Source organism: Bacteroides sp. ET71 (genome assembly GCF_023336905.1).
Lineage (GTDB): Bacteria > Bacteroidota > Bacteroidia > Bacteroidales > Bacteroidaceae > Bacteroides.
In genome coordinates this window covers 1-208 of record NZ_JAMBLS010000188.1, presented here as the reverse complement: position 1 = coordinate 208, position 208 = coordinate 1, and the positions used below count along the sequence as shown (strand labels likewise).

Below are 208 nucleotides of genomic sequence, written 5' to 3'. Positions count from 1 at the left end.
TGTATGCCGCCCGTGAAAAGATTCTCAAATAGTGCCTGACCGATGTACCCTTTGTCCGCACAGAGCTTGCCCTTTATATTTTTCAAGAACCTGGTTTGTTTCAACGGCTCACGGTCATCCACATTTCCGGGTGTAAACATAAAGTTAAGGATTTCCCCTTTGTCATTGATAATCAAATGCAGTTTGAAGCCGAAGAACCATCCCATGG

1 protein-coding gene is annotated in these 208 nt (G+C 44.2%); it reads right to left on the bottom strand.

The window, feature by feature from the left end:
* The coding region (locus M3090_RS15805) for a transposase (RefSeq protein ID WP_249057834.1) at positions 1 to 208 on the bottom strand (208 nt) is incomplete at both ends.